This is a genomic window from Coleofasciculus sp. (assembly GCF_046565525.1).
Classification (GTDB): Bacteria; Cyanobacteriota; Cyanobacteriia; order Cyanobacteriales; family Coleofasciculaceae; genus Coleofasciculus.
Genome location: NZ_JBKHUP010000107.1, coordinates 1 through 23786, shown reverse-complemented (window position 1 = coordinate 23786; position 23786 = coordinate 1). Strand labels below are relative to the sequence as shown.

The following is a 23786-nucleotide window of genomic DNA, read 5'->3' as shown; positions in this document are numbered from 1 at the left end:
ATTGCCGCAAGGATAGATAATTGTAAGGTGTGTCGCGGAACTAAGAATCCCCGCACTTATAGGGCGGGGAGTGTCAAATCCTCTCCCCTTAAACTAACGCTATCAGGCGGGAGTCCCAAACCTGATTATGTCGTTATACCAATAGGTAGGCGGTACTTGACTTTCGTCTCGATGTCCGCGCTGGTTATCCTCACGGAAGTGTCCCAGGGGAGGAAAAATGAATCGGCTTGGTGCTGAAATAGACCAACTTCCTATCCTATCGACGGAATCCAGGGGCTGAAATGGACTTTTTGCTTTTTTCGCCCTTTTCCAAAAACGGCTGAAATCTTTAATTTTCAAGGTTCCTAGCGTTTTGACGGCTGACCGGGGTTCTCGCCCCCGCTTCGTCCCGTCAAAAATCAGCTTATTCACATCATAGAATGAGAGTCTCCGCTTGTCGAGGTTTTTCTGAACCGTAGGTAATCGTTTTCCGTACCGCACCCGCATCAAACACATAAATGCGTACCGAATCCTCCGCCGACTTAATCAACCCTTCAACCTGAACCAACCGATTGTTAACTGATGTATCTGTTGCGATAAAGATTCAAAGCCGCACAGAATACACAGTTGACTTCACGGAAGCTGTGGTTTTAGCATCGATTTCGATGACTGGACTGGTGTTCTAGATAAGCGGAATGATTAGTCCTTCCTTTGCTAAAAACGACCCTTCACAAGCGCTTTGCACCTCGATGGCGATTTCATCAAGCATATCATCGGAATGATTGGGTTCATGGTGAAAAATTGCCAGTTGTTTGACGCCGGCGGCTTTGGCGAGTTTTACCCCTTCTTGCCAGGTTGAATGTCCCCAACCGACTTTGGGAGACTTGGGATTGTGGTATTCTTGGTCAGTGTACATGGCATCGTAAATCAGGACATCTGCATCACGAGCTAAATGCAGCACATTTTCATCCAAGTGATCTGGATAATGTTCGGTATCGGTACAGTAGACCGCAGAACGTCCCTGCCAACTTACCCGGTAACCCATCGCCCCATTGGGATGATTTAGGGGACTGGTTTCAATGGTAATATCCCCTAGCGTCATCGTATCGCCACAGATTAAGTCATAGAATTTCAAATCCGCCTGGATATCACGTTTCGGGACAGGGGAATTCAAGTGCAATACCCGCTCTTTGAAATGCTGCTGCATGGACACCCCATCTGGTGCGGCGCCATGAATATGCAACAGATTACCCTCGATAAAAGCGGGGTCAAAAAAGGGTACGCCCTGAATATGATCCCAGTGATAATGGGTAAAAAACCAATAGGCTTCAACGGGGAGTTGGGGCTTTAGATGTTTCCCCAGCATCCGGATACCGGTACCCCCATCAAAAATTAGGCGTTTGTCAGCGATACGCATCTCCACACAGGAGGTGTTCCCGCCGTAGCGAATGGTTTCTTTCCCAGGGGAGGGAATACTACCCCGCACGCCCCAGAATTGGACAACGAACTCAGAGGAAGGACTGCTTTCCATCGGAATTTTAAGGCTTTAATGTATGGCACTGACCCTGATGACGCAGTAGGTGATCACATAATACTAAGGCGACCATTGCTTCTACCATAGGCACAGCCCTGGGTAAGACGCAAGGGTCGTGACGCCCTTTGGCAGCAAGTACTGTTTCTTCACCGGTACTGGTCACTGTACGCTGTTCTTTTCGTATAGTAGCAGTGGGCTTAAATGCCACTCGCAAAATAATCGATTCTCCGTTTGTGATGCCTCCCTGAATGCCACCAGAACGGTTGGTTGTCGTCCGTACCGCTCCAGTATCATCGAGATAGAATTCATCATTATGTTCAGAACCCGTGAGCAATGTTCCGGCAAAGCCAGAACCAATCTCAAAGCCTTTGCTAGCGGGTAGGGACATCACGCCTTTGGCGAGATCCGCTTCCAGCTTATCAAAGACAGGTTCTCCTAGCCCTTTAGGCACATTGCGGGCGACACATTCGACTACCCCACCGATGGAATCCCCTTCACGCCGGATTAGCTCGATTTTTTCTATCATTCGTTGGGCGCATTCACTATCAGGACAACGGACGATATTACTTTCAACCTGTTCCAGGGTGACGGTGTGGGGATCAACGATGCCTTCTAAATCTTGAATGCGTTTAACATAGCCAACGATTTCCACATTGGCAACCTGTTTGAGGATTTTTTTCGCGATCGCACCCGCCGCCACTCGACCAATGGTTTCCCGTGCTGAGGAACGTCCACCCCCCTGCCAATTGCGAATCCCATATTTAGCATCATAAGTGGCATCGGCATGAGATGGGCGGTATTTAACCGCCATCTCTGAGTAATCTTGGGGGCGAGTATCTTTGTTGGGGACAAAGATAGCAATGGAAGTACCCAAGGTTTTCCCTTCAAAGACACCGGAGAGAATTTCACAAGTATCGGTTTCCTTGCGCGGGGTGGTAATCTTGCTTTGTCCGGGACGCCTGCGATCGAGTTCAAACTGAATCTCTGATGCACAAATCTCTAATTGGGGCGGACATCCATCGATCACCACACCGACACCGCCGCCGTGGGATTCCCCATAAGTCGTAATCCGAAACAGATGCCCGAAACTATTGCCCATAATAATCGAGATGATGCCTTTAAGTCTTCCATGTTAGCAACGATTTAGTCGTCTCCGCCCACCCTACACCTTAGCCCTCATACTTTCCTGTACCCAATCCCTATGGTTCCCACCGTTACGACAATTCCCATTCAACATCTTGCCTCAGGCGATCGCCTCTCGCTCCAAGTCTACAGGTTTATTGGCGCAAGCCCTGGGAAAAAGGCTTATGTCCAAGCCAATCTCCATGGTTCAGAAATTGTTGGCAATGCTGTCATTCACCAACTTCTTGAGTTTTTCAGCCACTTAGAGGACTCTCAACTTACCGGAGAAATTTGGCTGGTTCCTGTCTGTAATCCTATCGCCACTAACCAGCGTAATCATTTCTTTGCCACTGGACGATTCAATCCCTATGATGGCAAGGATTGGAATCGGATCTTTTGGGACTACGAAAAAGAAGACGAGGATTTAGCTGAGTTTGCTGAATTTCAGGTGTCTCACTCTCCTGAAGAAATCCGCCAAAATTATTTACAACGTATTCAAGCTAGCTTTAAAAAACAGGGGGATAAACTCCAGTCTCCTAGCGGACTTCCCTTTAGTGAACGCTATCGCTACCAGATTCAATCCCTCTGTTTAGATGCTAACTATGTGATTGATATTCATAGTTCCAGTAATCAGGCGATTGATTATTTGTATTGTTTCCAGAGTCGTGAGGAAAGCGCCAAAGCATTTCTTTTGAATCGCGGGATTTTAATGAATGAATATGATGGCGATGCCTTTGACGAAGCTTTTATGAAGCCGTGGTTGGCATTAGAGAAGCAATTGGCAGCCTTGGGTAAAACGATTCAGTTTGATGTCGAGTCCTGGACAATCGAACTGGGTTCGGGGATGGAAATGAATCCCGACTCGGTAAAAAAAGGAGTTATGGGTATCAAAAATTATCTAGCACAAAAACAACTGCTAGATTGTCCCAATTTGCCCCTAGACAACACAACCTCTCAATTGGTTGAATTTACCATAAAAAGCCAAATAAAACAGTATTATGCTCCAGCGGGGGGTATGATTCAATCACGAGTTCAGTTGGGCAGTAAAATTAGATCAGGTCAGTCTTTATATCAATTACTGAGTTTTAACCGAGAGGGAGATTTACCTCAATTAATTGAGGTTATGGCTGAATCCGATGGTTTGGTGTTTAGCGTTGCCAAGAATCATGCTGTTAATGAAGGCGAATATATTTTATCAGTTATGTAGTATGGTATTGCCAGTTGAGGAGTTAATACATGCTAAATACAGATGGGTTAGTGTATTTAAGAGCAGAAGATCCCCCCTAGCCCCCCTTAATAAGGGGGGGAAATAAGTCCCCCCTCATTAAAGGGGGGGTTTGGCGAGATCAGTCTTATCCACTTACACAGTTATCATGTCCTTTTAGCTTGCAACCTTCCTCCTTACCTTCGCTGCTTCTGCCTTTTGCTATAGCTTTTGTCGCTCAAAAAATTATAAGATTATAAAATGGAAGAAAGCAACAATTTCACCTTAATCCCCGACGCAGACGCCGTAATGATTCCTCAAGCCCCAGAGGGATTTAAATCTGGCTTTGTGGGTATCATTGGACGCCCGAATGTGGGTAAATCGACGTTAATGAATGAATTGGTGGGACTCAAAATTGCCATCACGTCACCCGTCGCCCAAACCACCCGCAACCGCTTACAGGGTATTCTTACCACAGAAAATGCCCAACTGATTTTTGTGGATACGCCAGGAATCCACAAGCCTCATCATCAACTGGGGAAAGTTTTGGTACAAAATGCTAAGATTGCTATTGAAGCGGTGGATGTGGTGCTATTTGTGGTGGATGGAGCGACACCCGCAGGAGGAGGCGATCGCTACATTAGTAATCTACTCACCCAAACCTCAACACCTGTAATTCTAGGCATTAATAAATCGGATTTACAATCTCCAGGCATAGACTTAGATGAAGGGTATCATCAACTGGCAGCTCCCCACAATTGGCAGGTGATAAAATTCTCTGCCCTGACGGGTGACGGGTTGGCATCTTTACAGCAACAGTTAATTGATCGACTAGAACCGGGTCCCTATTATTATCCGCCGAATTTAGTCACCGATCAACCCGAACGTTTTATTATGGGAGAATTAATTCGAGAGCAAATTCTGCTGTTGACTCGCCAGGAAGTTCCCCATTCCGTTGCGATTACGATTGATGCCGTTGAAGAAGAACCTAAAATTACTCGCATCCTCGCAACGATTCACGTTGAACGGGAGTCGCAAAAAGGAATTTTAATTGGAAAAAAGGGCAGTATGCTGAAAACTATTGGTTCGGATGCGCGTCAGCAAATTCAAAAATTAATTGCGGGTAAAGTTTATCTAGAATTATTTGTCAAAGTGCAACCTAAATGGCGACAATCTCGTCTGAGATTAGCAGAGTTGGGGTATCGGTTGGAGGAATAGTTATTCGTTTATGTCATTTGTCAAGGAACAGGGAACAGGTAGAGTTCTGAGTTATAGCTGTCGTCATCAAGTTTAAGCTAGAATTAGTATCACAAAGGTTGATATACGTCAACTCCAGAGCGGTAAATTAACCTGTTCTGAAGCAGGATAACTGTTCTAACTCTTATAGGTTCAGGGTAAGGCGGGAATGGTTTCCGACTCGGCATTCTGCAACAGTATATTGTATATTAAGGAGAGCGATCGCGATGAAATTTACAATTGTTATACTGACTACAGTTGTGACCACAATCGGCGTAGCGGGTCAAGGAATGGCTCAAGCTAGAACGCCGTCTCAAGAATTTTTCGAGCAGGGATGGCAGCAATTAGAGCGAGAAATTCGCACTCTCCAGGATGAAAATCCGGAAGCGGAGGAGAACCTGCAACGACAATCGGGAGGGAAGCCGATACTGGATGTAAATCCAACGGCTGAGAGTGAACCTCGCCCAGAGATTGAGGGTATTGAGCAACCTAATTCTCAGCCTGATCAGGTAGATGAGACGCCTGTTAACTAGAGTTATGTATTCATGTAGAGAGGTAGTATATTACGTCTCTACATGCTTAAGGCGTACCACCTAATTTAGCTGCCAATTCTCCTTTAATCCGATTGAGAATAGAGGTTTCATCCAACGACGCCAGAATGCGACTAACTACAGTTTTAGGTGCATCTTCTCCCCAAGAGGCACCATTGGCTAAATAAACTTTTGTCACTTGTCCAATTGCATAAGTAGAAACACCCGCGACACCCGCCTGAGTCATGGCGACAGACAGATAAGGCGCTAACGTAACCCCCCCGGTAGCGGGTGCAGATAGCCCTAACAATCCCTTAATACTACTTAATCCCAATGTCGCTAACAGTTCACTCGCACCAATTCCCCCCATACTCAAGGCGATTTTCTGAAGCAATCCCACAGCACCTTGCTGGGTCATGGAGATACCGTAGAGGCGAGATAATGCTAGAATCATCACCACGTCTACAACCGTTGCCGTGAGTAGATCCAGAACCGTAACGGGATTGAGTGCGATCGCGACGGATTTGGTCATTACGGCTTTCCAGATCATCTGATTAGCACTTTCTTCCCGAATCTCCATTTTCCGTTGCACCAGTTGTTCATTCACCTCACCCGCGTACATCATCGAATTTAAGGCGACTAAGGATTTACCTTCCCGGTGCAAAATTTCTAGTATTTTTAGCTTTAATTCTTCAATCTGGGGGGTTCCCAGACGCCGTTGAATCGCGCGGCTACCATCAGCACGACGCACAGCTACCGCTTCTAAAGGTGCAGCCGCCACCCGGACAATCTCGGCGGGGGAGAGCAACTGTTTCACCCGTTCATCGCGAATTTTACGATAAATCACGTCTCGATCGGCTTCGGGATATTGGTCAATTTTATTAAAGACGAGTAGCATTGGCTTACCGCTATCTCGTAATTGAGACAGGGCTTCATATTCGACTTTTGTAATATCCCCAGCGATAATAAATAGAATCAGATCTGCTTGTCTGGCAACAGTTACCGCTAACGCCTCACGGGTTTCCCCATTGACTTCATCAATCCCTGGCGTATCAATAAACTGGATTTGGGATTCCCCAATACTAGGTAACGCCACCCGCAGGATTTCGTGAGCACTGTTTGCCAAGGTTTCCTGACTTAATTGCCAATTGGCGGTTTGAGCATTCTGAGTCACCCCATGTAGCGCCCCAGTTTCAAACACAGGTTGTCCTAATAACGCATTCAGTACCGAGGATTTACCCCGTCCTACCATACCAAAGGCAGCGATTTGCACACAACTATGTTCGAGTTTGTCCAAGAGATTAGCTAAATCCCCAATTTCCGACTCTAACCCCGCTTGTTCTTGGGGGGTTAAATCAAGATTGCTGACTAACTCACGCAAGGAGTCTTGGGCGCGTTTGTAGTGGAGTTCCCCCTGAACCGCGTCAACACTCCACATTGCCCAATCCCAGTCTTGGTTGGAACCGGGAGAATTGTTCGTCAAAATCAGACCTCCTGCGCTAGGGTTGAGCTTACTTCGATCCTAGCTTTTTCCGGAAATAATATGGGGTGGTATTCCCACCGCGTCAATCAGAAAGAAAAGTTAGCTATCGTTAATGATAATTTGATAGGGCTTATTCAACGCGATTTCATTAATTGAAAGAATCAGTTTTTCTTGAAGGGTTGCGATCGCGTTCATCAATCCTCGGAACCAGCGATCCGCAAATGCTGGATTACGTTCCCGATACCAACGATAGGCTTGCTCAATCTGAGCTTCAGCAATCGGGGTAATTTCAATCTGAAATGCCATAGTTTTGCTGAATGTCTTGGATAAAATCTCCAATAGGGCGAGTTTTTCCGGCATCAACTTCAGCCAAACCTTGCTGGATACCTGCAATTGTTTCTAATTGCTCAATCAATTGGCGCAGTTGTTCAGGATTGATTTTTCCGGCTTCAATAAAAGTAACCAAAACTTGGGCGCGATCGCTCACATCTGGTGGGAGTTCAGTTAGCTGAATTTGTCCGTTCTGATAAACGCCTTCAACTGTTCTTAGCATAGATAGCTTTATGGGTAATGACTCTTTCAATTTTACAACACAGCTATGGTTAAATCCCTGGCGATTTATCAGGGGGATGAAACAGAAGCATTGCATTTAGCCAGACGGCTTGAGTCGGCTACACTTTCGGATTATACTCAAGTCAATACCCAAGGTGGATCATCGGGTTCAGCCTCTGTCTGGCGAAATCACGTCATCACGAATAATAGGGTTCCCTGTGTCATCACCCAAGACGCGATCGCATCCCCCATCCGGCAAATTTTCTATCATGTTAGTAACCGCTTATAATCGAAAACGCTATGACAGCCATCACCTTAAACTTACGTCCCACCCTCACCCTTACCGATGAACAGTTTGAGCAGATTTGCCGCGCTAATCGAGACTTAAAATTGGAAAGAACTGCACAGGGAGAATTAGTCGTTATGGCATTAACTGGGGGGGAAACGGGTAGACGTAACATGAAGTTATGCGCTCGTTTAGAAAATTGGAGCAGTCAGAGTAATTTAGGAGTTGCTTTTGACTCGTCTACAGGTTTTCGCTTACCTAATGGTGCAATTCGCTCTCCTGATGCGGCTTGGGTACGATTAGATCGTTGGCAAGCTTTAACCCCAGAACAACGGAAAAAGTTTGTCCCCCTGTGTCCTTATTTTTTAGTAGAGTTACGTTCTTTGAGCGACGAATTAGAAGATATTCAGGCAAAAATGCAAGAATATCTGGCAAATGGTTTACTACTGGGTTGGTTAATTGATCCCCAGATGCAAACTGTAGAAATTTATCGCCCTAATCAAGCTGTAGAAACTCTCAACCAGCCGACGACATTATCAGGAGAATCAATTCTGCCTGAATTTGTCTTGGATTTGACCGGAATTTTATCTGATTGAAATAGTAAGTCGAATGACACTGACTGGTATGCTGGTGGGCAATGCCCACCCTACAGTATATCCAGGGTTTCGCTATTAAGTCGGCTCACCTCTACTGTTTTGATCGCCTATATTCAAGCCGAAGCTGTTCAACAGAAGGGTTCTCTGCTTCAATAAAGCTATCCCGATGAACTTCCTCTAATCCTAACTCCTGAAATTGGGCAAGTTCCCTGTCAGAAAGCGCCCAAGGTGGACCATCGGGTTCAGCATCTGTCTGGCGAAATCGGGTGATTACTAATAGAGTTCCTCCCTTAGCTACTAAAGACGCGATCGCATCAATCACAGTTGATCGTACATTTAACGGTAACGCTTGGATATTCCGACATTCTAATACCAAGTCAAACTGATGACGCCAAGCCGGATCTAAGGCGAACAAATCAGCCACAACGTAGGTAACCGGGGAGTTTGGGAATCGTTGCTGACACCATGCGATCGCGGTTGGGGAAATATCAAAGGCTGTCACGTTGAAACCTAATCTAGCCAAGGCTTCTGCATCATCACCTAATCCGCAGCCAATGACTAAAGCCGAGGGATTATTCCCTTTTGGCTTATTTTTATCTAGCCAATCTTGGAAATAGGGATGGGTTTGCAAACGCGCCCACGGTACTTGTTCAGGATCACCCTTGGCTTGGGAATATAAGCGATCAAACCATCCAGAGGGATCGGATTGGTTTAGCGCTTCTGTTGCCAAAACCTTTACTTTCTGTCGTAATTCTTCGGGTTGTTGTTCAAACATAAAACAGTCTCTATTAGATAATACACCGATCCGAGGAAAAGATTTGGTTATCTTAATCCTTTTGGTTCAATTGTTCCCTACACCCAACACCCCACACCCCACAATCTCACTCAGTTCCCAACTTTTGCATCGAGCCAACTTACCTCAATATCCCGCAAAATCCGATCCAAATCTTTTCCAGAAACATAGTCAATAACACCTGTCCAGAATGTCCCCGTTCCTACGGCTCCAGGGAACAGATCCGAAGCGTCGTAGCGGATGATTTCATCGTCAGATAATAGTAGTTTAGCTTGACGCCTAGTCACCTCATCAGGGTAAACCTCTAAACTCACCTGTTTGTGGGGTGAAATTGACCCTTTGATTCCGGCTAAAATTTCATGGGGTTGGACAGAGATCAAATAGTCCATTAACTGCCGTGCCTCTGGGGTATCATTAAACATGGCGATGATTTGCCCCCCCACTAATAACGGCACACCTAGGTCTGGATTAATACTGGGAAACGGAAAAATATCAACATCTTTCCCCAACACCACATCCTCCGGGAAAAATGAGGAAATAAACGTGGCTTGGCGATGCATATAACATCCGGGCGGCTGATCAAATAGTGACTTGGGGGAATCACCAAAGAAAATACTCTGAATACCCGTTTTCCCCCCAACAACATACTTAGGATTTAAGGCAATCGTACCAAACTTCTCAAAGGCATTTTTAACCGCTGGATGATTGAAGGGAATCTCGTGGTTCACCCATTGGTCATAAACCTGGGGTTCCACGGTTCGTAGCATGATATCCTCGATCCAGTCTGTCCCCACCCAACCCGTTGCATCACCACTGGCGAAACCAATACACCAAGGAACTCCCCCATCTGCCACAATTTGGTCAGATAATGCCATCATTTCATCCCAGGTTGTCGGAACTTGATAACCCTTTTCGGCAAAGGCGGCTGGGCTATACCAAACCAAACTTTTCAGGTACACCCGATACCAGATACCGTAAAGGGTATCATCAACAGGCGCTAACTTGAGCCAGTTCTGAGAAAATGCGTCTGACAATTGTGCGGGTGACAAAATTTGCTCAATTGGTATCAGTTTCCCATCTCTGGCAAAGTCTGCCATTAAACCGAGTTGCGGGAACAGGGCGAGATCCGGTGGATTTCCTGAGTCAACCCGCACGGGTAACACTGTGGCGAAAGCATCCGTTCCCTCATACTTTACCTTTATCCCCGTCGCCTCGGTAAAGGGGGCTACCACTTGTTGCACTTCTTGAATTCCTTTGCCGGTTAGCGTACCCATGAGTGTCACCGTTTGGCTTGATTGTTCTCCCGGAAGACTGCAAGCCGTTAACAGTATCAATAAACTCAGGTATAAAAAAGTCAGCTTACCGATTTTTTGGATGAACATCCGTTCTCTATACTCCAGGGACGCAATGTGAAAATTTTATCCTAAAGTGAAAGTAGCTGATTATGGGAATAGTTATCAATCATTCGTCTCCTTGTACTCAACCCTGGAAGAGAAATATCAACGTTTGCGGAAAGAACTGATTGGTGGTGGACTTGCCCTCTTGGGAGTCGCTCTCATCGGTACGTTATGGTACAAACTGGTGGAGGGGTGGTCATGGTCGGATGCTGCCTACATGACGATCATTACTCTGGCGACGGTTGGCTATGGAGAGACAAATCCTCTGGGCGATCGCGGACGCCTGTTTACTATTTCCCTGATTTTAATGGGTCTTGTCGCCATTGGTTATATTGTCAATCGCTTTACAGAAGCCCTAATTCAAGGCTACTTTCAACAAGGAATTCGACTGAGGCAAAGACGACGCTTGATTGATACCTTAAATAACCACTACATTCTCTGCGGCTTTGGGCGTACAGGGCGTCAGATTGCCCTAGAGTTTAAGGCTGAGGGGATTCTGTTTGTCACGATTGATTCTCAAGTTGATCAGGTAGAGGAGGCGCGGGAGTTGGGTTATATTGTTGCCCAAGGGGATGCTACTTTAGATAGTACCCTGCTGGCGGTGGGCATCGAAAAGGCGATTTGTTTAGTCGCCGCGTTACCGTCTGATGCCGAAAATCTGTATACCATCCTCTCCGCCAAAACCCTCAACCCAAAAATCCGGGCGATCGCGCGGGCAAGTTCCGAAGAAGCCCTGAAAAAGCTTCAGCGTGCGGGTGCAGATGCTGTTGTATCCCCCTACATCACCGGGGGTAAGCGCATGGCATCGGCTGCCCTAAGACCTCAAGTGATGGACTTTGTGGATGGGATTCTCACTGGGGCTGATCGTTCATTTTACATGGAAGAGTTTCTGATTGATGCTGAAACCTGTCCCTTTATTGGAAAAACGCTGCGGGAAGCTCATTTGCGATCGCAAACTGGGGCATTAGTTTTGGCAATTCGCCGCGCCGATGGCAATTTGATCGCTGGACCTAATGGTGAAACCCCGCTACTATCCGGAGATGTACTCATCTGCATGGGAACAGCCGAACAAATTCGCTTACTCAATCGCATCCTCAGTCCCCTACGTTCTCCCTGGCTACGACAACCTAAGCATAGTTGATTGAATCGGGAATAAGGAACAGTTTTCATAACTTCAACTCCTCAAGTTGAGTTTGTCAGTCATAAACTGTATTCGTTTTGATCGTATCTAGGCTTATGTAGGGCATTGTTATTAAATTTCAACTATCATCGACACTTTCAAGTTATTCAGCAAATTTTATTTAGATTGATTGTCCATATATTCTCGCCAGTATTTAATCTTGCCTTGTTCAATTTCAAAGATAATGGCATCGTCAGTTTTTGATCGTTCATCAGTTTCTTTGCTTTTTTGATACCAAATCCATTCTACAGCTCCTTTGTTATGCTGAAATATTATAGTTTTAATTGTAATCTGAATGTCTGTAACTTTTGCAAAGTAATCGTCCGCTGCTGCCTTAATTTGCGATTTACCTATGAATTTAGAAACGGGGACAATAAATACACTATCTTCGGCAAAATCAGCGATAATTTTATCTGAGTCAGCCGTTTCCCAAGCTTGCGCTTGCCGTTGGATCAGTTCCGTAATCGTTGGTTTGATGGGTTTGGTGTCTGGTGAAATCATCGTTATAATACTACCCTTTGATAAATTAGAACAGGAATGGAGATTAGCTGCAACGGCGCTATCTGTAAGGTTGGAGTAACTCAAGATAGCCAACGCGATCGCACCGAGAATTACCCTCCCGATAGAGAGTTGAGCGGTATCAAACTTTTGTTGGCGCTTTGACATGGTAATGTATTTAAAATAACGTCACGGGCGACAGCTTTCACAACATTGATACTGACTGAATTCCCTAACTGATAGTACGCTTTATCATCATTAAAATGCAAAATAAAATCATCGGCAAATCCCTGGAGACGTGCGGCTTCTCGCGGTGTGATTCTCCGGACTCGATGATTGTGATAAATTCCTAATCGATTGGCATCGCTAGCCACCAACGTGACTGATATTTTACGGGAATCTAAAAATTTATAAACCTCAAAGGAGAAGTTACCCGATACAGGCTTGTATTTGCAATCAACAACTTGTAAATATTTTTTGGCTACGAGTGAGTCAAGAATCTGGTCAAAATGGGGGTGATTAAAAAAGCTGGCGATTTGCTCTCGACTAAGCAATTTACCATCTTGATGACGACCAAATACTTTATTCCGACGCTTTAAAATAAAACGGTTCATTAACTCAATTTCTTCCGGACTACATTTTCCGCGTAAACCCAGTTCCCATGAGTGCAGAGAATTTCCTCCTCGATAATCAATAAGTCGCCGACCATGCAATTGAGTTAAATTGTTGTTTAACCGGGTTTTTAGTGCTTCAACAAACTCAGGCGAACAATCATATTTAGAATCAGGATTATCTTCTAATATATTAGCCACAGCAACAGGTTTACTTAATGGATTAAATAAGGATAGCTGCTGACAATTATAAGAATGGGAATCGGGCGAACCCACATCAGAAATCAACTCGAATTTTGGCGAAACCCCTAAAATACCAACCATATACAGGCGAACCCGGTTTTGTGGTAATCCAAAATTAGAACTGTTTAATAGAAATGTATCGAAGCTATATCCTCGATTTTTAATTTCATGCTTGATTGTTGCTAAAGTTTTACCCTGATCATGACTATAAAGACCGCGAACATTTTCAAAGATTAAGGCTTGAGGTTTACAGGTATCTATTAATCTCAATATTTCAAAAAACAATGTTCCTCTCGTGTCTCCAAATCCTGCCTTCTTCCCCGCGTAGGAAAAAGACTGACAAGGAAAACCTGCCAATAAAAAGTCATGGGGCGGTAATTGGTTAATTGCCCGGATATCTCCTAAGACCTCATGGTTAAAATTATTTTGGTAAACCCATTGACAATCTGCACTGATTTCACTCGCTAAAACACATTCAGTTTTGCAGTTTAAGGAATCAGCAGCTTGTTCAAAGCCTAGGCGCATTCCCCCTATGCCTGCAAATAAATCAATAAACCGGATTTTGATCATACTCGATCTAGATAATATAGTTTAGTATCGCTCAACGTAGCTAAAACTACATTTTTTCTAACTTTTTTTAAGAATTATCAAAATTCATATTTCCTGATTAGGTGGATTGACAAATGAGATTATTTGTGATAAATATGTACTTAATTCAGGGCAAAATCGGGACTAATTAACTAGATTTCTCGGTATCCAAACGACGAGATTTTTCATCCCATAATCAAGAAAGTCAGTTTAGGGGATGACAGCGACTCTTTATCTAGCAATTAGGCATCACAGAAGAGCATTTCTTCACGCTGCAGACGATAAAATCCGGTTGTCGCCCCTAAAATTGAGTAACTCAATTTTGTATTCTATCCAGGGATGTTTTATTATCTAGGTTGGAAATGATTCACCCTTATACGGCTCCAAGTACACGCCCATCAACCGTTAACTTTTGACCCATTCCACTAGGGTAAAACTAAGAGCTATGAAGGTTGAGTGGGTTTCTGTTTTGACGAGCCGAAAGGACACTATTAAAAACTTCTAGATAAGAGCCAGAGCAAAAACCAACCGAGAAAAACGATGTCCAACCCACAATTATCGATCGCGCAACATTATCACGAGCGTACCAAATACGATCCGGAGACGATCGCGTCCAAAAATAAGCGACTAGACTGGGACAATCAACCAATACCCTTTAAAGAGTATAAACTAGGAACGACTATTGACCTGAAGCCCTATCTCAAAGAAGATCCCCAAGGGTTTACCCAGGAACCGGGGAAACGTTGGTGGCGGTTGTCACGGTTGCTCTTGTGCAGCTATGGCTTAACCGCTAAAATGGAAACAATGATTGGACCTCCCGTTTATTTAAGGGCGGCGCCGTCGGCGGGGGGATTGTATCCGGCGGAAGTCTATTTAATTTCTCGGGGTACTTCTATCTTACCGCCAGGACTCTATAACTATCAGTGTCCGAACCATTCTCTGGTGCATTTTTGGGATAGTGAGGTTTGGTTGGCGCTACAAGATGCCTGTTTCCAGCATCCTAGCTTAGAGACTACGGAACTGGCGATAATCACCACAGCTATATTTTATCGTTCGGCTTGGCGCTATGAAGACCGCGCCTATCGCCGGATATTTCTGGATACGGGTCATTTGTTGGGTAATATTGAACTGGCTGGTGCGTTAACGGGGTATCGCCCCTATCTGATTGGTGGCTTTGTGGATCAAAAGGTGAATGATCTGCTTTATCTTAACCCTGAACAAGAGGGCGCGATCGCAGTTGTTTCCCTCGCCGATCAACTCCAGGGACAAAATAGCCTCTCTCAACCCACTGTCTTACCGTCAGCGACACAGTTTGACTATCCCAAACTTCCTGATGGGGAGTTGCTGGCTTACCTACACCAAGCAACGCAAATTGAACCGACGGATAAGGAAAAAATCGAATCGCCATCATCCAATGACTCATCATCCAATGACTCAGAGTCGGAAAACTTAGGTGAAGACAAGTATAATTTTCCCTTCTGCACCAAAGTCTCCACCGCTACACCACCGATTCAATGGGGAAGGATTACCAGGGAAGGATATGCGCCTCAAGCTTTGGAAAATACGATTCTCCAACGGCGCTCAACTCGCGCTTATAATGGTGCAACCCTAACCTTAGATGAACTTAAATTGCTGCTTGATTTTACCTACCAACCGCAACACTACAGCCAGCAAGGATTTGAGACTTATCCTGATTATTTTGATCTTAGCTTAATTGAAACCTTTGTGGCAAGTTCTGGGGTAACAGGTTTAGACGAAGGCTGCTATTATTACGCGCCGAAAGCCCAAGAATTAAGGCAAATTCGCTTTAAGAACTTCCGCCGGGAATTACACTATTTGTGCTTGGGACAAGAGTTAGGGCGGGATGCGAGTGTGGTTCTCTTTCACACAGCCGACTTGAAGGAAGCTGTGGCGAAGTATGGCGATCGCGCTTATCGTTACCTGCATCTGGATGCGGGACACCTGGGACAACGGCTCAATTTAGCGGCGATTTATTTACAATTGGGTGTAAGTGGTATCGGTGGGTTCTTTGATGATCAAGTGAATGAAGTTTTAGGGATTCCTCCTGATGAGGCGGTTCTTTATATTACTACCCTGGGGCGTCCGAGAAGTTAATGGTTATTTGTCATTCGTTTATGTCATTTGCCATCATTGAGTTGTTGCATTTATAGAGGGTGGGCTGAAGGGGTGACAAGCCCCTAAGCGGGCTTGACAGACAAACTGTTTCTGCAAAGTTTTTTTACAAGAGCTAGAGTTGATCTAAGTCGTGGTGACATTGCTGTCTAGCCAAGACTGAAAACGACACAGTTACCAGGAGATTGTATGCCATTATACGCTGAGTTACACCGTCATCTGGGGGGTTCAGTGGTTCCTCGGATTCTCTGGCGATATTTTCAACGCCAAAGTGATCCGTTAACCCAGAAATTTGCTGACTATGAGGAGTTTGAGGAATTTTACACGCGATCGCGCAATACGTTGGATGAGTATTTGGAACTGCACACGTTGGTGGAACATGTACAAACAGCGCCAAGCTTACCCTATTTTATCTATCGCTTAATTCGCGGCGCGTATATCTTTGAGAATTTAGCCTATTTAGAACTTCGCTATACGCCTTATTTACGCACGCCGGAACAGTTAAGTCAATCGGAACGGATTGATCAGATGGCGCAGATTGTGGAGATTGTCGGAAAAGCCAGTCAGGTAAATGATTATCCGATGGTGACGAGTCAAATTCTCTGTATGCATTCACGGCTTCCCTATGGGGTGAATAAGGCAATTGTTGATCTAGCCGCCCAAAGGAAGGACTATGTATGTGGGGTGGATTTGGCGGGAGGAGATGCTCATTATGGTGAACGATTAGAGGAATTTGTGGGACTCTATCAGTATGCGCGATCGCTCGGTCTTAATACAACGGGTCATCTCTACGAAACCACCGACGGTTGTTATCCAGAACTTTTGCCATATTTAATGAGAATTGGTCATGGCATTCATATTCCCTTAAAATATCCAGAGTTGTTAAAAGAAGTTGCCCAGCGACAGCAATGTTTAGAAATATGTCCCACAACCTACTTGAAAACAGGAACACTCGATGATATTCATCAACTGAAAGTGGTCTTTGATTCCTGTTTTGATGCGGGGGTTGATATTGCCATTTGTACCGATAACGCGGGATTAAATAATGTGCGGTTACCCTTTGAGTACGAAAACCTATTAACCCAAGATGTGATTGATTTTGAGCAAATGCAAGCCTGTCAAGATGCCGCCTTTCGTCACGCCTTTGCTTGGCCCCATAAACAGCATCCCGCCTCTCTATTAACCGGATTGCTGGAAAATTCTAGAGACGAGGTTGTTGCCGCCAATGGTACACCCAGAACCAAAAATTAGGGGCAGAACCGCTGGTATCAATTAACAACGGTAGTCCACTCAATTTGGTCGGGTTGCCCTCTCTTCTTTTGTTGATAAAGCTCTCAAACCCTTACGAATGACGAATGACAAATGACGATCTCAACCGTTAACTTTAATTGTGTCCACTTCCTTACCGTCCACCTTATCTTTTTTCAGGGTTTAACCTTGGGGTAAGCATCTTTAATATGTCGCATCACTTCTTGATAAATTTCGCTACTCACGCGATTACCTCGTCTAAAGTCTTCCAATTTGGCATTATCGATATAGAATTCAATCGTGAATTTAATCAAGGTAAACCCCTCATATTGGGATGTTCCCTTCATCCTAATTTTAGGTTCTTGTCGTTGGCTTCTGGCTTGTTTAAATCGCTCTCGTAACCATTTAACTAGATCCATGACATAATCGTCCAACCGGGTTTCTTCACGATGAGGATTACTGATTTTCTGGAAAACTCGTTGAAACCGTCGTTTTAAAAGTTCAATTTTTCGTTCCCATTCGTCAGGCAGGATATATTGATCTTCATCGCGTAAATTGGAATCTCTTAACCATAGGCGATACCATTCCCTAACTAAACCAATTAAAGTGTCGGGAGATTCGTTCTCCTGTAATTTAAAGACAATTCGTTTATTTTGTCGTTCCCTGAAAACTTCTAACCCAATTTGGTGCAATATCTCCTCATATTCCTGTTGAATGGTTTCAATCTCTTCGCCATCTAATCCCCCTTTTTCAGCAAATTGAATCATGACCATCAGTGCTTCTAACGCTTGCTCAATATCTTCTAGCTTGATGTTTACCTCATTTTCTAGAATCAACCGTTGACGACTCATGTTCTTTTTGTAGGAAAAATGAGTGTCTGAATTAGAGGGGTTATAGAATTGATCGATATAAGCCAATTTTTTTTCAATATCTCCCAATGTATCCGGATGAGCGAAAACAATTTCCAGCATGAGTTGCTGAATCTGCTCTAGATCGCATTCCGGTGGGACTTCTACAGGCAAGGCATAGAAATAGTGAGGAATCGGACGACTTAAATTCGTAATGGACTGACCTTGTAAAACACTATTGGGAATATAGACTTCACATCGGTCATCAAACATATAGACTTGAGTCACCCGCACGCCAATTTTCCGCAGCATTCCAATTGAACCATTTTCTAGTTCAATAATGTCACCAAATTGAAAGGGTGTATCAATCAGCAGAACAATACCACTAAAAAAATTAGCTAAAATATCTTTAACCGCAAACCCGATAATAAACGTCGCCCCCCCTAAGGTGACCCAAATTCCGGTTAAATCAACACCAAAGGATTGCAGAACGAAAACACTACCCAGTATAAAAATCACAAACGGGACAACGCCTTCTAAGAGAGGGAACAGGACATTATCCCACATGGCTTCAGTTTGTCGGGCATAATCTTTGAGGTAGTAGATGAAAACTTGAATGAATAACTGGATTAACCCATAACTGACTGCCACAATAATACTCGCCGTCAGCAGACGTTCAAACCAGCTTGGGGTATCTCCAGCAGCTAAATCCCCAAAGGCAACCTTCAAACTGACCAGAATGAAAATCGTCAGAATGGGATAAGCGGAGACATTCAGGGTGACTAGGGCAATATCGCTCTCAAACTTCCGAAAAATGGAGCGTAGCCCATAAAATAAGAAGATGTAGAGCAGACAAGCTCCTAGGGAAGCGATCGCGAGCTTCCCCAGAATCAAACCAACTGTCCGTAAGGGAATGACCGTAAGCGCGGTTAACATGATCAGCTTGTTGATTGGTGATTGTTGATGGCTACATAGCTGGCTCAAAGGAGCAGAAGTATCCTATAGTTGGCTCTTAGGAGTAGGAGTACCATGAACATGATATGATGAGTAGCCCAACTGGATGCCAGTTGGAGAAGCGGCTACCGATGGGTTTGATGATCCCCCTTTCGGATAAGATGAGAAAATGCAAACGAACCAATTGATCACGTTCTAGCAACTCGGTTGAGGTATAGAGTAGATGAACCAAGAAATTTTCGATAGAGTCAAAAAAATAGTTGCGGAACAACTGGAAGTTGAACCCGGTGACGTAACCCCTCAAGCTAACTTTGCCAATGACCTAAACGCCGACTCCCTGGACGTGGTGGAATTGGTTATGGCTTTAGAGGAAGAGTTCGATATCGAGATTCCAGACGAAGCCGCCGAAAATATTGCCACAGTCCAAGCGGCTGTAGACTATATCAGCTCAAAATCAGAAGCAGCCGCCTAGTTAGCGGTTGTCTTCTTAGAAGAAGTTCTGCGTTCTCGGGCAGTTGCCCGGTTTTATTGGCATCATGACAAACATTGAACTCAAGCGCGTTGTTGTTACAGGATTGGGCGCGATCACTCCCATCGGTAATACTGTGGCAGAGTATTGGGATGGACTCTTGAGTGGGCGTAATGGGATTAGTACAATTACCCGATTTGACCCCTCCCGCCATGCCTGTCGTATTGCTGGCGAAGTCAAGGGATTTAATCCCCATGACTATATGGATCGCAAAGAAGCCAAGCGAATGGATCGCTTTGCCCAATTTGGAGTCGCGGCTAGCAAACAAGCGATCGCAGATGCGAAGTTTGTCATTAATGAATTGAACGCAGAACAGGTGGGTGTTGTCATTGGCACCGGGGTTGGCGGGCTCAAAGTCCTGGAAGACCAACAAGAGGTCTACTTGACTCGTGGTCCCGATCGCTGTAGCCCGTTTATGATTCCGATGATGATTGCCAATATGGCAGCCGGACTCACGGCAATTCATACGGGGGCAAAAGGACCCAATACCTCTACTGTCAGTGCCTGTGCTTCTGGCGCCCATGGGGTGGGAGATGCCTTTCGTTTGATTCAACGGGGTTATGCCCAAGCGATGATTTGTGGGGGAACGGAAGCCGCCGTGACACCTTTATCCGTGGCGGGATTTGCCTCGGCAAAAGCCCTGTCTACCCGCAATGATGACCCCGAACATGCCTGTCGTCCCTTTGATCGCGATCGCGACGGCTTTGTTATGGGTGAAGGTGCGGGTATCCTACTGTTGGAAGAATTGGAACATGCCCTCAGTCGGGGTGCCCATATTTATGCCGAAATGGTCGGCTATGGCATGACCTGTGATGCCTATCACATGACCTCACCCGTGCCCGGTGGGGAAGGGGCAATCCGGGCAATGCAGTTGGCACTCAAGGATGCTGGATTGCCGCCAGAAGCCGTTAGCTATATTAATGCCCATGGGACAAGTACACCCGTTAACGATCCCACAGAAACGACGGCGATTAAAAAAGCTTTGGGCGATCATGCCTACAAGATTGCCGTGAGTTCCACCAAATCCATGACAGGTCATCTGTTAGGAGGTTCTGGGGGCATCGAATCCGTGGCATCAGTCTTGGCGGTAACCCATGACCAAATTCCGCCGACGATTAATCTAGAAAATCCTGATCCAGACTGCGATCTAGATTATGTGCCGAATCAAAGCCGTCAGCAGGTAGTTGATGTGGCGCTATCAAATTCCTTTGGCTTTGGCGGTCATAATGTCACCTTGGTGTTCAAGAAGTACAGATCAGCTTAAGGATCTCAGTGGCGCTGTCTTCGCGATAAAGCGATCGCGATTTCATACCAAGTTGCGTTCTATCATGTCATTCTGAGCGAAGCGAAGAATCTGGGCAGATGCTTCGCGTCACTCCGTTTCACGGAGCCTGCCCTCGAAGGTCGTGAAGGGTTTTGCTCAGCATGACAGATTCTACCTTAGACTGCAACTTGGTATCAACGCCTCCATTAAATTGGATAGGTTCCGAAGGGGTACGGCACTGCCGTGCCCCTTCAGGGTTTTTACTCCCTGCCATTGCCTTTTGCACCACAACAGCATCGGCAATCACCCTACGCGATCGCGCCGTTGTGGTGATTCGGGAATGAGCAAACCCCTACTCCCCCATATCCTTCTCCCTCTATCTCCCTCCTATCAGCGATCTTCGCCACATCCCCCTCTCCCCCATAGTTCTTCAGTTCTCGAAAAATATATTGTGCGATCGCCTCCTTTAGGTATATACTAATGTTTACCAATCACAAATCTCTATCCCAAGAGGGTTGTGGCACAACTGTCAACCTCAGGGAGAAGTAGCGACATGGAAAACTGGTGCAAGCCCATTAATCAAAACGCGCAAGCCCTCAAAGCCATCAAAAAACCGGACAGCGGTTTTTCATCTCTCTTCTTTCTGCACTGAACCTTTCTCGACCTCAGCGTGCTAGGTAATAATTTGTCTTCCTATATGTGATACCAAAACACTTGATACCGAACTGTCCATGCATCGTCTCTGCGTGAAAGACAGTCGTAATACACTATTCCAAGCCGTGTTTCCTTAGTCGTATCATTTGGGTATTATTTCTATCACTTTCCTTTCCAGGTAACAACATTTAGAGCGTTGGGGCTTTGTTCTATCGTCTGTAGTCATTGACAACGGGCAATAGAGAGGGTATCCATAGCTATAACGTGCTGATAAAACGCACAACAACTGAGTATTGCTATAGTCTTTTTATCGGCTGTAGCTAACAGAATGGGTATGGAAAATTGGCTCAATTCAAATCAGAAAAGAATTTTACAATCTTCACCATATTTTCACCTTTAAGGTTCAATATGTTAGGTAAGTCAGAGAAAAACTCATGAGCGCTATCGCCCGTCTAAATGATGTTTGAGAACAATGAGGCTGAAACGCTTATCTAGAAAGGATTGCGATTTTACCACTCTTGTAAAACTGATTGACGACAAACTGGAGTGACTGCCTTTATCATTAGTTTCCCAGGGCAATCGGCAAGACAAAAGCAAATGAGCATAGCAAACTGAATTAAAAAGTCGTAGGTAAAATCTAGGGGACACTAGAAACAATCAAGTTAAAAAGATTTAATCTAAAAAAGGTTGCTAAAAAAATGGATTTCGGTTTAAGATAAATTGAGGATGATTAACAAAAGTTTACAAATCCAGCTTATCTGGTTGTCGTCCATTGTCTTTAGCCCAAAGAATGCAGCCGTAGAACGTACCAGGTTCCACGACTGCAAAGGATTAGCCGATTCTGAGAAACTTGCTAAATATAATGCAGCCGTAGAACGTACCAGGTTCCACGACTGCAAAAGCCAAGGCAGAATATCTCAGGATTAGCCGATTCTGAGAAACCTGCTGAACATAAAGCTAAAGAAATAGACACCTTTAAACCCAACATTAGTTTGTATGTACTATTCAGTACAGGTTGGCTTTTTGCCTTGACCAACCTGGATTGAGGGGCTTTGTATCTTTTCTTGAGATCTATCTTATCACAACTCATAGATCTCGGAATGTATAAACCTTGACCATTTTCCAAATAACCTGGCTTTCGCAAGACTAGCGAAGTCAGTCAGTTCGTCACGACATTATTCACAGACTAACGGAGAAGAAGCGTCAATGGGAATCTTTACAACTCAATTCACAACACAACTTGGTGCATCGAACGAGCTCATCAATGTCACAATTGAATATGGTCAAGACTTTGATAACGATGGTTTTAACGATCTTAAAGTTACACTCAGCTTAGATCCCAGCTCTAATTCTGGTACAGATGATCTGCTCGGTGTAGCGTTTGATATCAATAGCATTTACAACCCTGATGCTTTAAACTTACAGATCTTAAATATCCAACGCTCGGAACAGAGTAATACTGAGTCTCTCAGCACGTTTGCCCCAACGTCTGTTATCGGTGAAGAAAAAATAACAGATAATAGCAATCTTGTTTCCGGTGGTAACAACTTAGATCCCGGCTTTCAAGTTGATGGCGCAGAACCCTTTGATATTGGCATCAAGTTTAGCGAACAAGGATCGGGAGAAGGAATCGTTCAATCTGCCAGTTTCGTGATTAGCAGTTCCACTCAGGATCTTGATGAAACCCTGCTCGAAAATACGGAGTGGTATGTACGTCTCCAGTCCACAGATGGTGGTCAAGAGAGTGCCAAAACAGGCGGAGTTATTGGCGATATCACCGATAATGGAGGTCCGGCAAACCCCGCAATTGACGTAGAGAAATACGTCTCCGTTGATGGCGGTGTAACCTGGGAAGATGCCGATAGTGTCACCGGATCTGAAGTCCTAGATGGCACAAATCCCCTCTTCAAATTTGTCGTCACGAATACGGGTGACGTTGCACTAACCAACGTTAACTTAACCGATAGCGACTTCAGCTTAGATGGACTCACCGGAGACTTAACCAGTGGTAATAATCAATACGACATTGGCACATTAGCCGCCGGTGCATCCACAGAAGTTATCTTCAATAGCGCCACCTGGCAATCTGGTCAGCACGCCAACACAGCAACGACTTCAGGAACTGATGGTCAAACAACCGTCAGTGACATGGATGAGGCGCACTACTTCGGTGCTAATCCCGCCATTGCCATCGATAAAGTCACCAATGGTGCAGATGGTCAAGAAATTCTAGCAGGCACAAATGTTAACTGGACATACAGCGTTAGCAATGCCGGAAATGTTGGCATCTCCAATGTCAGTGTCACGGATGATAATGGCACAGT

Annotated in this window: 25 protein-coding genes and 1 pseudogene; 13 read left to right on the top strand and 13 right to left on the bottom strand. The window is 45.0% G+C overall.

What is annotated here, in order from left to right; genetic code table 11:
* Positions 1-102 precede the first annotated feature (102 nt).
* The 4 genes from ACLGGO_RS28690 to aroC form a co-directional block, all read right to left on the bottom strand.
* Positions 103-411: a hypothetical protein gene (locus tag ACLGGO_RS28690; RefSeq protein ID WP_446421861.1), complete on the bottom strand. Its 309-nt coding sequence runs from the start codon at positions 409-411 to the stop codon at positions 103-105.
* Between the two features lies 1 nt (position 412).
* On the bottom strand, positions 413-547 hold the full coding sequence (locus ACLGGO_RS28685; protein WP_446421860.1) for a CRISPR-associated endonuclease Cas2: 135 nt from the start codon (positions 545-547) through the stop codon (positions 413-415).
* A gap of 114 nt (positions 548-661) precedes the next feature.
* Entirely contained in the window at positions 662-1510 is an 849-nt protein-coding gene (locus tag ACLGGO_RS28680; RefSeq protein WP_446336231.1) for an MBL fold metallo-hydrolase, read from the bottom strand.
* A gap of 7 nt (positions 1511-1517) precedes the next feature.
* On the bottom strand, positions 1518-2612 hold the full coding sequence (gene aroC, locus ACLGGO_RS28675) for a chorismate synthase (protein WP_446336232.1): 1095 nt from the start codon (positions 2610-2612) through the stop codon (positions 1518-1520).
* Between the two features lie 102 nt (positions 2613-2714).
* On the opposite strand from aroC, the gene ACLGGO_RS28670 reads away from it, so the two are divergent.
* The 3 genes from ACLGGO_RS28670 (at position 2715) to ACLGGO_RS28660 (ending at position 5608) form a co-directional block, all read left to right on the top strand.
* A complete protein-coding gene (locus tag ACLGGO_RS28670) occupies positions 2715-3842 on the top strand; it encodes a succinylglutamate desuccinylase (protein WP_446421859.1) in 1128 nt (375 codons plus the stop codon).
* Positions 3843-4148: 306 nt separating this feature from the next.
* Complete coding sequence (gene era / locus ACLGGO_RS28665; RefSeq protein ID WP_446336244.1) at positions 4149-5057, top strand: GTPase Era; 909 nt, start codon at positions 4149-4151, stop codon at positions 5055-5057.
* 245 nt (positions 5058-5302) lie between these two features.
* Positions 5303-5608: a hypothetical protein gene (locus ACLGGO_RS28660; RefSeq protein WP_446421858.1), complete on the top strand. Its 306-nt coding sequence runs from the start codon at positions 5303-5305 to the stop codon at positions 5606-5608.
* A 46-nt stretch (positions 5609-5654) separates the two neighbouring features.
* On the opposite strand, the gene ACLGGO_RS28655 is transcribed toward ACLGGO_RS28660, so the two are convergent.
* The 3 genes and pseudogenes from ACLGGO_RS28655 to ACLGGO_RS28645 all read right to left on the bottom strand — a co-directional run bounded on the left by ACLGGO_RS28655 (position 5655) and on the right by ACLGGO_RS28645 (position 7641).
* Positions 5655-7043 carry a GTP-binding protein gene (locus ACLGGO_RS28655; protein WP_446336245.1) on the bottom strand — a complete coding sequence of 463 codons (1389 nt, stop codon included), beginning with the start codon at positions 7041-7043 and terminating at the stop codon, positions 5655-5657.
* Between the two features lie 210 nt (positions 7044-7253).
* Positions 7254-7394: pseudogene (locus ACLGGO_RS28650) on the bottom strand (type II toxin-antitoxin system RelE/ParE family toxin); the annotation flags it as partial.
* Positions 7378-7641 carry a hypothetical protein gene (locus ACLGGO_RS28645; protein ID WP_446421857.1) on the bottom strand — a complete coding sequence of 88 codons (264 nt, stop codon included), beginning with the start codon at positions 7639-7641 and terminating at the stop codon, positions 7378-7380. The pseudogene ACLGGO_RS28650 and the gene ACLGGO_RS28645, both read right to left, overlap by 17 nt.
* 45 nt (positions 7642-7686) lie before the next feature.
* Between ACLGGO_RS28645 and ACLGGO_RS28640 the strand changes: the two genes are divergently transcribed.
* Positions 7687-7929, top strand: a complete 243-nt coding sequence (locus tag ACLGGO_RS28640; RefSeq protein WP_446336238.1) for a hypothetical protein — start codon at positions 7687-7689, stop codon at positions 7927-7929.
* A gap of 11 nt (positions 7930-7940) precedes the next feature.
* Positions 7941-8522: a Uma2 family endonuclease gene (locus ACLGGO_RS28635; protein ID WP_446336239.1), complete on the top strand. Its 582-nt coding sequence runs from the start codon at positions 7941-7943 to the stop codon at positions 8520-8522.
* A gap of 91 nt (positions 8523-8613) precedes the next feature.
* Here ACLGGO_RS28635 and ACLGGO_RS28630 read toward each other — a convergent pair whose 3' ends face one another.
* Positions 8614-9297, bottom strand: a complete 684-nt coding sequence (locus ACLGGO_RS28630; RefSeq protein WP_446421856.1) for a class I SAM-dependent methyltransferase — start codon at positions 9295-9297, stop codon at positions 8614-8616.
* Positions 9298-9407: 110 nt separating this feature from the next.
* Positions 9408-10697 (bottom strand): ABC transporter substrate-binding protein, encoded by a 1290-nt coding sequence (locus ACLGGO_RS28625; protein WP_446421855.1) that lies wholly within the window; start codon positions 10695-10697, stop codon positions 9408-9410.
* Positions 10698-10788: 91 nt separating this feature from the next.
* Between ACLGGO_RS28625 and ACLGGO_RS28620 the strand changes: the two genes are divergently transcribed.
* Positions 10789-11853, top strand: coding sequence for a potassium channel family protein (locus tag ACLGGO_RS28620; protein ID WP_446336246.1), 1065 nt, complete (start codon positions 10789-10791; stop codon positions 11851-11853).
* A gap of 156 nt (positions 11854-12009) precedes the next feature.
* Here ACLGGO_RS28620 and ACLGGO_RS28615 read toward each other — a convergent pair whose 3' ends face one another.
* Positions 12010-12558: a nuclear transport factor 2 family protein gene (locus ACLGGO_RS28615; protein ID WP_446421854.1), complete on the bottom strand. Its 549-nt coding sequence runs from the start codon at positions 12556-12558 to the stop codon at positions 12010-12012.
* A complete protein-coding gene (dcm, locus tag ACLGGO_RS28610; protein WP_446421853.1) occupies positions 12504-13814 on the bottom strand; it encodes a DNA (cytosine-5-)-methyltransferase in 1311 nt (436 codons plus the stop codon). The genes ACLGGO_RS28615 and dcm overlap by 55 nt, the downstream gene beginning before the upstream one ends.
* Positions 13815-14372: 558 nt before the next feature.
* Between dcm and ACLGGO_RS28605 the strand changes: the two genes are divergently transcribed.
* Together ACLGGO_RS28605 and ACLGGO_RS28600 are read left to right on the top strand one after the other, a co-directional pair.
* Positions 14373-15947: a SagB/ThcOx family dehydrogenase gene (locus ACLGGO_RS28605; protein ID WP_446421852.1), complete on the top strand. Its 1575-nt coding sequence runs from the start codon at positions 14373-14375 to the stop codon at positions 15945-15947.
* Between the two features lie 207 nt (positions 15948-16154).
* Positions 16155-17216, top strand: coding sequence for an adenosine deaminase (locus ACLGGO_RS28600; RefSeq protein WP_446363374.1), 1062 nt, complete (start codon positions 16155-16157; stop codon positions 17214-17216).
* Positions 17217-17389: 173 nt separating this feature from the next.
* On the opposite strand, the gene ACLGGO_RS28595 is transcribed toward ACLGGO_RS28600, so the two are convergent.
* The gene (locus ACLGGO_RS28595) at positions 17390-18997 is read right to left on the bottom strand and encodes a mechanosensitive ion channel family protein (RefSeq protein WP_446421851.1); all 1608 of its coding nucleotides are present in this window, start codon (positions 18995-18997) and stop codon (positions 17390-17392) included.
* A gap of 241 nt (positions 18998-19238) precedes the next feature.
* On the opposite strand from ACLGGO_RS28595, the gene acpP reads away from it, so the two are divergent.
* From acpP to ACLGGO_RS28580, 3 genes are all read left to right on the top strand, one after another.
* Entirely contained in the window at positions 19239-19487 is a 249-nt protein-coding gene (gene acpP, locus ACLGGO_RS28590; protein ID WP_446338322.1) for an acyl carrier protein, read from the top strand.
* A gap of 64 nt (positions 19488-19551) precedes the next feature.
* Positions 19552-20808: a beta-ketoacyl-ACP synthase II gene (gene fabF / locus ACLGGO_RS28585; RefSeq protein ID WP_446338321.1), complete on the top strand. Its 1257-nt coding sequence runs from the start codon at positions 19552-19554 to the stop codon at positions 20806-20808.
* 161 nt (positions 20809-20969) lie between these two features.
* Positions 20970-21152, top strand: coding sequence for a hypothetical protein (locus ACLGGO_RS28580; protein WP_446421850.1), 183 nt, complete (start codon positions 20970-20972; stop codon positions 21150-21152).
* Here ACLGGO_RS28580 and ACLGGO_RS28575 read toward each other — a convergent pair.
* Positions 21117-21299, bottom strand: coding sequence for a hypothetical protein (locus ACLGGO_RS28575; protein ID WP_446421849.1), 183 nt, complete (start codon positions 21297-21299; stop codon positions 21117-21119). The genes ACLGGO_RS28580 and ACLGGO_RS28575 overlap by 36 nt on opposite strands.
* 889 nt (positions 21300-22188) lie before the next feature.
* Between ACLGGO_RS28575 and ACLGGO_RS28570 the strand changes: the two genes are divergently transcribed.
* On the top strand, positions 22189-22389 hold the full coding sequence (locus ACLGGO_RS28570; RefSeq protein WP_446421848.1) for a hypothetical protein: 201 nt from the start codon (positions 22189-22191) through the stop codon (positions 22387-22389).
* A gap of 279 nt (positions 22390-22668) precedes the next feature.
* Positions 22669-23786: DUF7507 domain-containing protein (locus ACLGGO_RS28565; RefSeq protein ID WP_446421847.1), on the top strand; the 1118-nt coding region annotated here is incomplete at its 3' end.

Excerpts from the sequence above, each read along its gene's own strand:
- ACLGGO_RS28680 (WP_446336231.1), bottom strand. The coding sequence starts at position 1,510 with ATGGAAAGCAGTCCTTCCTCTGAGTTCGTTGTCCAATTCTGGGGCGTG.
- aroC (WP_446336232.1), bottom strand. The coding sequence starts at position 2,612 with ATGGGCAATAGTTTCGGGCATCTGTTTCGGATTACGACTTATGGGGAA.
- ACLGGO_RS28670 (WP_446421859.1), top strand. The coding sequence starts at position 2,715 with ATGGTTCCCACCGTTACGACAATTCCCATTCAACATCTTGCCTCAGGC.
- era (WP_446336244.1), top strand. The coding sequence starts at position 4,149 with ATGATTCCTCAAGCCCCAGAGGGATTTAAATCTGGCTTTGTGGGTATC.
- ACLGGO_RS28660 (WP_446421858.1), top strand. The coding sequence starts at position 5,303 with ATGAAATTTACAATTGTTATACTGACTACAGTTGTGACCACAATCGGC.
- ACLGGO_RS28655 (WP_446336245.1), bottom strand. The coding sequence starts at position 7,043 with ATGTGGAGTGTTGACGCGGTTCAGGGGGAACTCCACTACAAACGCGCC.
- ACLGGO_RS28645 (WP_446421857.1), bottom strand. The coding sequence starts at position 7,641 with ATGCTAAGAACAGTTGAAGGCGTTTATCAGAACGGACAAATTCAGCTA.
- ACLGGO_RS28640 (WP_446336238.1), top strand. The coding sequence starts at position 7,687 with ATGGTTAAATCCCTGGCGATTTATCAGGGGGATGAAACAGAAGCATTG.
- ACLGGO_RS28635 (WP_446336239.1), top strand. The coding sequence starts at position 7,941 with ATGACAGCCATCACCTTAAACTTACGTCCCACCCTCACCCTTACCGAT.
- ACLGGO_RS28630 (WP_446421856.1), bottom strand. The coding sequence starts at position 9,297 with ATGTTTGAACAACAACCCGAAGAATTACGACAGAAAGTAAAGGTTTTG.
- ACLGGO_RS28625 (WP_446421855.1), bottom strand. The coding sequence starts at position 10,697 with ATGTTCATCCAAAAAATCGGTAAGCTGACTTTTTTATACCTGAGTTTA.
- ACLGGO_RS28615 (WP_446421854.1), bottom strand. The coding sequence starts at position 12,558 with ATGTCAAAGCGCCAACAAAAGTTTGATACCGCTCAACTCTCTATCGGG.
- dcm (WP_446421853.1), bottom strand. The coding sequence starts at position 13,814 with ATGATCAAAATCCGGTTTATTGATTTATTTGCAGGCATAGGGGGAATG.
- ACLGGO_RS28605 (WP_446421852.1), top strand. The coding sequence starts at position 14,373 with ATGTCCAACCCACAATTATCGATCGCGCAACATTATCACGAGCGTACC.
- ACLGGO_RS28600 (WP_446363374.1), top strand. The coding sequence starts at position 16,155 with ATGCCATTATACGCTGAGTTACACCGTCATCTGGGGGGTTCAGTGGTT.
- ACLGGO_RS28595 (WP_446421851.1), bottom strand. The coding sequence starts at position 18,997 with ATGTTAACCGCGCTTACGGTCATTCCCTTACGGACAGTTGGTTTGATT.
- acpP (WP_446338322.1), top strand. The coding sequence starts at position 19,239 with ATGAACCAAGAAATTTTCGATAGAGTCAAAAAAATAGTTGCGGAACAA.
- fabF (WP_446338321.1), top strand. The coding sequence starts at position 19,552 with ATGACAAACATTGAACTCAAGCGCGTTGTTGTTACAGGATTGGGCGCG.
- ACLGGO_RS28580 (WP_446421850.1), top strand. The coding sequence starts at position 20,970 with ATGACAGATTCTACCTTAGACTGCAACTTGGTATCAACGCCTCCATTA.
- ACLGGO_RS28570 (WP_446421848.1), top strand. The coding sequence starts at position 22,189 with ATGATTAACAAAAGTTTACAAATCCAGCTTATCTGGTTGTCGTCCATT.